Annotated in this window: 7 protein-coding genes; 2 read left to right on the forward strand and 5 right to left on the reverse strand. The window is 70.4% G+C overall.

Going from position 1 to position 6851, the window contains the following annotated elements; all coding sequences use genetic code 11:
- Positions 1 to 25: 25 nt before the first annotated feature.
- The 4 genes from fabF to fabD all read right to left on the reverse strand — a co-directional run bounded on the left by fabF (position 26) and on the right by fabD (position 3469).
- Positions 26 to 1306, reverse strand: a complete 1281-nt coding sequence (gene fabF / locus WG212_RS22655; RefSeq protein WP_337189380.1) for a beta-ketoacyl-ACP synthase II — start codon at positions 1304 to 1306, stop codon at positions 26 to 28.
- Between the two features lie 88 nt (positions 1307 to 1394).
- A complete protein-coding gene (locus WG212_RS22660; protein WP_068877152.1) occupies positions 1395 to 1634 on the reverse strand; it encodes an acyl carrier protein in 240 nt (79 codons plus the stop codon).
- Positions 1635 to 1757: 123 nt separating this feature from the next.
- The gene (fabG, locus tag WG212_RS22665; RefSeq protein ID WP_337189381.1) at positions 1758 to 2498 is read right to left on the reverse strand and encodes a 3-oxoacyl-[acyl-carrier-protein] reductase; all 741 of its coding nucleotides are present in this window, start codon (positions 2496 to 2498) and stop codon (positions 1758 to 1760) included.
- A gap of 26 nt (positions 2499 to 2524) precedes the next feature.
- Complete coding sequence (fabD, locus tag WG212_RS22670; RefSeq protein WP_337189382.1) at positions 2525 to 3469, reverse strand: ACP S-malonyltransferase; 945 nt, start codon at positions 3467 to 3469, stop codon at positions 2525 to 2527.
- 87 nt (positions 3470 to 3556) lie between these two features.
- Between fabD and WG212_RS22675 the strand changes: the two genes are divergently transcribed.
- The gene (locus WG212_RS22675) at positions 3557 to 4636 is read left to right on the forward strand and encodes a zinc-binding dehydrogenase (RefSeq protein ID WP_337189383.1); all 1080 of its coding nucleotides are present in this window, start codon (positions 3557 to 3559) and stop codon (positions 4634 to 4636) included.
- A gap of 49 nt (positions 4637 to 4685) precedes the next feature.
- Here WG212_RS22675 and WG212_RS22680 read toward each other — a convergent pair whose 3' ends face one another.
- Positions 4686 to 5906 (reverse strand): tetratricopeptide repeat protein, encoded by a 1221-nt coding sequence (locus WG212_RS22680; protein WP_337189384.1) that lies wholly within the window; start codon positions 5904 to 5906, stop codon positions 4686 to 4688.
- 396 nt (positions 5907 to 6302) lie between these two features.
- Here WG212_RS22680 and WG212_RS22685 point away from each other — a divergent pair, with 396 nt between their 5' ends.
- Positions 6303 to 6824: a DUF4402 domain-containing protein gene (locus tag WG212_RS22685; RefSeq protein ID WP_337189385.1), complete on the forward strand. Its 522-nt coding sequence runs from the start codon at positions 6303 to 6305 to the stop codon at positions 6822 to 6824.
- Positions 6825 to 6851 lie beyond the last annotated feature (27 nt).

Here is a 6851-nt window from a genome sequence, read left to right on the forward strand (position 1 = left end):
CAGGGTGAGGCTCACGGGGTGCGGCTCACGCGTACTTCTTGAAGATCACCGCCGCGTTGGTGCCACCGAAGCCGAAGCTGTTCGACATGGCCACGTCGATCTTCATCGGCTTGGCCTTGTGGGGCACGAGGTCCAGCACGGTCTCGACGTCGGGGTTGTCGAGGTTGATCGTCGGCGGCGCGATCTGGTCGCGGATCGCCAGGATCGCGAACGCCGCCTCCAGCGCGCCGGCGGCGCCCAGCAGGTGGCCGGTCATCGACTTGGTGGACGACATGGCCTTGCCCGGCGCGGCGTTCCCCAGCAGGCGCTCGACGGCGCCCAGTTCGATGCCGTCGGCCATGGTCGAGGTGCCGTGGGCGTTGATGTAGTCGATGTCGGCGGCGTCCAGGCCCGAGTCCTTGAGCGCGGCCTTCATGGCGCGATAGCCGCCGTCGCCGTCCTCCGAGGGGGCGGTGATGTGGAAGGCGTCGCCCGAGAGGCCGTAGCCGGCGACCTCGGCGTAGATCCTGGCCCCGCGCGCCTTGGCGTGCTCCAGCTCCTCCAGCACCAGGACGGCCGCGCCCTCGCCCATGACGAAGCCGTCGCGGTCCTTGTCGTAGGGCCGGCTGGCCTTCTCGGGGGTGTCGTTGAAGGACGTGGCCATGGCCCGGCAGGCGATGAAGCCGGCGATGCCCACCGGCACGATGCTGGCCTCGGCCCCGCCGCAGATCATCACGTCGGCGTCGCCGTACTTGATCAGCCGTGCGGCGTCGCCGATGGCGTGGGCGCCCGTGGCGCAGGCCGTCACCACCGCGTGGTTGGGGCCCTTGTAGCCGTAGCGGATCGAGACCTGGCCCGAGACCAGGTTGATCAGCGACGAGGGGATGAAGAAGGGGCTGACCTTGCGGGGGCCGCGCTCGTGCAGCTCGATGGCCGTCTCGGCGATGGTGCCCAGGCCGCCGATGCCCGAGCCGATCATCACGCCCGTGCGCTCGCGGCTCTCCTCGTCCTCGGGCGTCCAGCCGGCGTCCTTCACCGCCTCGTCCGCGGCGGCGATGCCGTAGAGGATGAAGTCGTCGACGCGGCGGCGGTCCTTGGCCGACAGGGTCTTGTCGGGGTCGAAGCTGCCTTCGACATCGGGCCCGCCGCCGCCGCGCCCGTCGACCCGCGGGGCCTCGAACGCGATCTGGCAGGCATAGTCCGTGGTGTCGAAAGCGGTGATCTTCCCCGCGCCGGACTGGCCGGCCAGGATCTTCTTCCACGTCAGCTCGGTCCCCTGCCCCAGGGGGCTCAGGATCCCGATGCCGGTGACGACGACTCGACGCATGTGCAGCCCTCGAAAACAAAGCCGCCGCGCCACCAGGTTCGACCCAGGGACGCGGCGGCTGTCGATTCTAGGATAGGTTGAGCGCGCCTCAGCCGCCCAGGCGCTCCTGGATGAACTTCACGGCGTCACCCACCGTCTGGATGTGCTCGGCGGCGTCATCCGGGATCTCGATATCAAACTCTTCTTCGAACGCCATCACGAGCTCGACGTTGTCGAGGCTGTCGGCGCCCAGGTCGTCGATGAAGCTGGCCTTCTCGGTCACCTTCTCCGGATCCGCGTCGAGGTGTTCGATCACAATCTTGCGGACGCGTTCAAGGACGTCGGACATTCGTAAGGTCCCTCAGGGGTTAGTCAGGTCTCTGCATCGGCGACGGCGACGGCGAAGTCAACTGCCGCTTCTGCGTTCGAATTCGCCGCGGCGGGTAGCACGTTCCTACCGGGCTGGCGAGCGTCAGATCATCGCCATGCCGCCGTTCACGTGCAGGGTCTGGCCGGTCACATAGCCGGCCTCGTCCGAGGCGAGATAGGCGCACGCCGCCGCCACATCCGCGCCCGCGCCAAGACGGCCGGACGGGATCGTGGACAGGATCGTCGCCTTCTGCTGCTCGTTCAGCGCATCCGTCATCGGGCTCTCGATGAAGCCGGGCGCCACGCAGTTCACGGTGATCCCGCGCGAGGCCACTTCCTGGGCCAAGGCCTTGGAGAAGCCGATCATTCCGGCCTTGGAGGCGGCATAGTTCGCCTGGCCCGGATTGCCCGTCACGCCGACCACCGAGGTGATGCCGATGATTCGGCCGAAGCGGCGCTTCATCATGCCGCGCATGCACGACCGGCTGAGCCGGAAGTAACTCTCCAGGTTGACCTTCAGGACCGTCTCCCAGTCCTCGTCCTTCATGCGCATGAGCAGGCCGTCGCGGGTGATGCCGGCGTTGGCCACCAGGATATCGGCGGGCGCGCCGGCCGCCGCCTCGGCGGCCTCGACCAGGCCATCAACGGCCGCCGGGTCGGACAGGTTGGCGGCCGCCACCGACACGCGCTCGCCCAGGCTTGCCGCCAAGTCCTGGAGCACGGCCTCGCGGGTGCCGGACAGGACGACGTGCGCGCCCTGGGCGTGCAGGGCGCGGGCGATCTCGGCGCCGATGCCGCCGGTCGCGCCGGTGACGAGGGCGGTCCTGCCGCTGAGGTCGAACATGCTGATCTCCTTCAGAGCGACATCTGTCACAGCGAGCGGGCGAAGGCTTCGAGGTCGGCCGGCGCGTTCAGCGGGATCGCCTCGGCGTCGGGGGCGATGCGCTTGGCCATGCCGGAAAGCACCTTGCCGGCGCCGGCCTCGGCGAATCGGGTGACGCCGCCCGACCCCGCCATCCAGATCATGCTCTCGCGCCAGCGGACGCGGCCGGTGACCTGTTCGATCAGAAGCCGGCGGATCGCCTCGGGATCGTTGGTCGGCGCGGCGGTGACGTTGGCCACCACGGGCGCGCGCGGCGCGACGATGGCCGCCGCCGCCAGCGCCTCGGCCATCTCGTCGGCGGCCGGCTGCATCAGCGGGCAGTGGAAGGGCGCCGAGACGTTCAGCGGGATCGCCCGCGCGCCCAGTTCCTTGGCCTTCTCGATGGCCCGGTCGACCGCGGCTTTCTCGCCCGAGATGACGACGTTGCCCTGGTTGTTGTCGTTGGCCACGACGCAGACGCCGACCTCGGCGCCGGCCTTCGCGGCGTCCTCGGCCAGGGCCAGGTCGGTCTTGGGGCCGATCAGCGAGGCCATGGCCCCCCGCCCCACCGGCACGGCCCGCTGCATCGCCTGGCCGCGCAGCTTGAGCAGGCGTGCGGTGTCGGCCAGATCCAGGGCGCCAGCCGCAGCCAGAGCGGAGTATTCGCCCAGGCTGTGGCCAGCCACGAAGGCGGCCTTCTCCACGCCGACGCCGAATTCCCGTTCCAGGGTCCGCATCACCGCGACACTGACGGCCATCAGCGCGGGCTGGGCGTTCTCGGTGAGGGTGAGCTGGTCTTCCGGCCCGTCCCGCATCAGCGCCGAGAGTTTCTGGCCCAGCGCGTCGTCCACTTCCTGGAACACTTCGCGCGCCGCGCCGAAGGCTTCGGCGAGGTCCTGGCCCATGCCGACGGCCTGGCTGCCCTGGCCTGGAAAGATGAAGGCGAGGCTCATGGCGTCCCGCTCCCTGGTGATTCAGCGGCGCGAGGGTTAGGGGATAGCGGCCACAGGCACAAGAAAGACCGATGGGGAGGAAGCCCGATGAAGGCGGTGATCCGGCGCGAGAAGCGGCTTGTCTGTGACGAGATCGCCGACCTGAAACCCGCTGCCGGGCAGGTGCTGGTGAAGACCCTGGCCTGCGGCATCTGCGGGTCCGACCTGCACGCCCTGCACCACATGGAGCACATGATCGACCTGTCCCGCCGGGGCGGGGCGGCGGACAACGGCTTCGATCCCACCGCCGATACCGTCTTCGGACACGAGTTCTGCGCCGAGATCCTCGACCACGGGCCCGGCTCGACCAGGAGCCTGAAGGTGGGCGCGCGTGTCGTCAGCATGCCTCTGACGATGCACAACGGGGGGATCGAGGCGCTCGGGTTCTCCAATCGCCTGCCGGGCGGCTTCGCCGAGCAGATGCTGCTGACCGAGGCCATGGTGCTGGAGGTCCCGAACGGCCTGCCCACCGACAAGGCGGCCCTCACCGAACCCTTCGCGGTCGGCGCCCATGCGGTCGCCAAGGCGCGGATGGAGCCCAGGTCGGTCTCGCTGGTGGTGGGCTGCGGACCCGTGGGCCTGGCCGTGATCGCCGCCCTGAAGGCGCAGGGCCACGGGCCCGTGATCGCGGCCGACTTCTCGCCCCGGCGCCGGGCGGCGGCCGAAGCCCTGGGGGCCGACATCGTCGTGGATCCCGCCGTCGAGGATCCCCACGATCGCTGGGAAGCGCTCGGTGTGCCGCGGGCGCGCGCCGCCCAGAGCATGATGGCCCTCATGGGCAATCCCGTCGCGCGCCCCGTGGTGTTCGAATGCGTGGGCTCGCCCGGGGTGCTCCAGGCCCTGATCGAGGCGGCGCCGGCCGGCGCGCAGATCGTGGTGGCCGGGGTCTGCATGGAGACCGACCGCATCGAACCCTCGATCGCCATCACCAAGGAGATCGAGCTGACCTTCGTCTTCGGCTATACGCCCGAGGAATTCGCCCTGACCCTGCGCCAGCTCGCGGAAGGCGTGATCGACGTCGCGGGACTGGTCACCGGCGAGGTGAACCTGGATGGCGTGGCCGGCGCGTTCGAGGCGCTGGGCGACCCCGAGGCGCACGTGAAGATCCTGGTGCGACCCAACGGATGAGCCGGGACCGGGCTCGGGGATCGGACCCTACAGGCTCGGAGACTCTCATTCAGGGGTCCCCAGGATGATCCTTGCGCCATGCGGCGACGGCGGTCGCATAGCCCGCTGACGGCGCGCCATCGATCGGACCGAGGTAATAGCCCCGCCGCGCCAGGAATGCCTGGCTCTCGGCGATGGTGGCGGCCGGGGGCACGATCAGGGCCGCCGAATCCGGCGAAAGCGCGCCGGGCTGGAAGGCCGCCACGTCCCGGTCCAGGCCGGCCCGCTCGGCCGGAGCTAGCCGGGCCTCGACCTCGATCTGCTTCTCCCGCGCGGCAAGGTCTCCGGCGTTGGCGGCGACCGACAACCAGCGATAGGCCTCGCGAAGATTCCGCGGCACGCCCTGCCCGGCCTCGTAGAGCAGGCCGAGATTGTACTGGGAATCCACCACGCCGCGCTCGGCGGCGCGCCGGAACCAGGCGGCCGCCTCGGCCGGGTCGCGCGGCCCGCCCTCGCCCGCCATGAGAAAGAGCCCCAGGTTGTGCATGGCCATCCTGTCGCCACTCCCCGCCGCCCTGCGGGTCCACATCCTCGCCGCCGACAGGTCACGCGGCAGGCCCGCCCGGCCGGTCTCATAGAGTCCCGCGAGCAGCAACTGGGCGCGCGGATCGTCCGCCTGCGCCAGGCCGTTCAGCCGGGCCAGCGCCTGCGGGTCGCCCTTCTGGAGGGCGGCGGCCGCCGCTTCGTAACTGTCCGCCGGTCGGCCGGGTGACACAGGCGGCGCGGCTTTCGTGACGCGGGCGCCGAGGCCGGCCGCCGACGGCGCCGCCGATGGTGCGTCGGGAGGGGCCAGACGCCTGCGCACCGCATCGTGCGCCGCCGGCATGGAAGGGACGCCACGGAGCGCTTCCTGACCATGAGGGCCGAACGCCACCGTCGCCGCCGTCAGGGCCGCCAGAAGCGCCGACGACGTCGAGGCCGCCATCACGGCGCGGACGGGCCAGGGATCGCGCCGAGGCGCGTTCACGACCAACCCGCCCCGGTTCGCCGCCGAATCCAGCCTGGCGGCCAGCACCTCCAGCGCGGCCAGCACGGCGGTCTCCTGATGCGCGACCCGCGCCGCCAGCCGTTCCAGCGCCCGGACCAGGGCGCGGGCCGCCTCCGGAGACATCGCGTCGCCGTGGCCGCCGAGGCGGCGCTCCACCGCCGCAAGCACACGGCGCAGGTCGTCCGGCGGCTCTGCCGCCGAACCCGGTTCCCCGCCGTGAGGCCATGCGCCGTCCGCCGCCATCGCCCGTCCCGCCGGCGGCCAGCGCCCGCCGTGGCCAGCCTACATGCAAGGCGCGCACCGAACGAGAGGGACTCGCCCGCCGATTCGGTCGTTCTTAGCGATTACTTTCGATACCAAGTATTCGGGAAGACAGAACTTGCCCCACGGGATCTGCCCGCAAAGCGAATCTTCCGCCTCATTCTGAGGATGCGGACGCCTTGACGCTCGCCGAACACAGTTCTACATCAAAACATGGATGATGAGCGGCAGATATCAGGGACTCAACCCTGGGCGCCCGTCACTTCTACTTTTCCCGCCAAAGGGGAATATTCTCTCGGCCTCAGCCGGCAGGCGGACACGGACCCGCCCGGCAGCGCGCCGCACGGAAGGATCGAAACGTCGATGAAGGGTCCCGGAATGAAACTGCGCCTCGCGCTCCTCGCCGCCGCCTCGACCGCGCTGGCCGGAGCCGCCAACGCCGCGCCGGTCAGCGCGAACACCACGGCCCAGGCCAATATCGTGTCGCCGAACCAGGTCACCGCCACCCGCAGCCTGGAGTTCGGGACCATCGCCCGCCCCACCTCCGGCGTCACCACCGTGACCGTCGCCTCGGCGGCGACCGGCACGGCGACGCCCTCCCTCAGCGGCGGCAACGGCTTCATACCCACCAGCGGGCTCGCGCACGCAGCCACGTTCCGGATCACCGGCACCAATGGGCAGACCTATTCGGTCACCGGCAACACCCTCAGCTTCCCGGCCGCCGGCGGCAACCTCACCAACATCAATGCGGAATCCCCCGTCGCCGGCAGCGGCACGCTGAACACCCTGCCGGCCTCGGGCATCGACGACCTGCATGTTGGGGGACGCTTCGACATCACGAACACGACCGCGATCGACACCTACAGCGGCACCCTCAGCCTCACCGTGGACTTCAACTGATCCCTGCGGCGCGGCGGCGCATGGTCC

Origin of the sequence: Phenylobacterium sp., from assembly GCF_037189685.1 — a bacterium.
In the GTDB taxonomy this organism is placed as follows: domain Bacteria; phylum Pseudomonadota; class Alphaproteobacteria; order Caulobacterales; family Caulobacteraceae; genus Phenylobacterium.

Coding starts and splice junctions, on each gene's coding strand:
- fabF (WP_337189380.1), bottom strand. CDS start 1,306: ATGCGTCGAGTCGTCGTCACCGGCATCGGGATCCTGAGCCCCCTGGGG.
- WG212_RS22660 (WP_068877152.1), bottom strand. CDS start 1,634: ATGTCCGACGTCCTTGAACGCGTCCGCAAGATTGTGATCGAACACCTC.
- fabG (WP_337189381.1), bottom strand. CDS start 2,498: ATGTTCGACCTCAGCGGCAGGACCGCCCTCGTCACCGGCGCGACCGGC.
- fabD (WP_337189382.1), bottom strand. CDS start 3,469: ATGAGCCTCGCCTTCATCTTTCCAGGCCAGGGCAGCCAGGCCGTCGGC.
- WG212_RS22675 (WP_337189383.1), top strand. CDS start 3,557: ATGAAGGCGGTGATCCGGCGCGAGAAGCGGCTTGTCTGTGACGAGATC.
- WG212_RS22680 (WP_337189384.1), bottom strand. CDS start 5,906: ATGGCGGCGGACGGCGCATGGCCTCACGGCGGGGAACCGGGTTCGGCG.
- WG212_RS22685 (WP_337189385.1), top strand. CDS start 6,303: ATGAAACTGCGCCTCGCGCTCCTCGCCGCCGCCTCGACCGCGCTGGCC.